Origin of the sequence: Acinetobacter sp. NIOH-H-8 (assembly GCF_046635365.1) — a bacterium.
Taxonomy (GTDB): domain Bacteria; phylum Pseudomonadota; class Gammaproteobacteria; order Pseudomonadales; family Moraxellaceae; genus Acinetobacter.
The window spans coordinates 1-454 of sequence record NZ_JBHDVN010000185.1; the positions used below are offsets into that span (position 1 = coordinate 1).

A 454-nucleotide genomic window follows, 5' to 3' on the forward strand; every position below is an offset into this window, starting at 1 on the left:
GCCGTCATCGGTACGTTTATTTCACTTTATTTTGTCAGCAATGGCTGGACGATGGCGGGATTCACCCTGACCGCGTTTGGCGGTGCGTTTGTACTGATGCGCATATTGTTCGGTTGGATGCCGGATCGCTTTGGCGGCGTGAAGGTCGCCGTTGTCTCATTGCTGGTTGAGACGGCAGGGTTGCTGCTCTTGTGGCTGGCGCCGACGGCCTGGATAGCGCTGGTAGGCGCGGCGCTCACCGGGGCAGGGTGTTCACTGATTTTCTCGGCGCTGGGCGTGGAGGTTGTGAAACGCGTACCTGCACAGGTACGCGGTACGGCGCTCGGCGGCTACGCCGCGTTTCAGGATATCTCCTACGGCGTTACCGGCCCGCTGGCGGGCATGCTGGCCACGTCATACGGCTATCCTTCCGTATTCCTCGCGGGAGCGATCTCCGCGGTGGTTGGCATCCTGG

The 454-nt window shown here is 61.5% G+C and carries 1 protein-coding gene; it reads left to right on the forward strand.

Annotated elements, in window-relative coordinates; genetic code table 11:
* Positions 1-454, forward strand: a 454-nt coding sequence (locus ACEWB7_RS17705; RefSeq protein WP_411581046.1) for an MFS transporter, incomplete at both ends; no start/stop codon positions are given.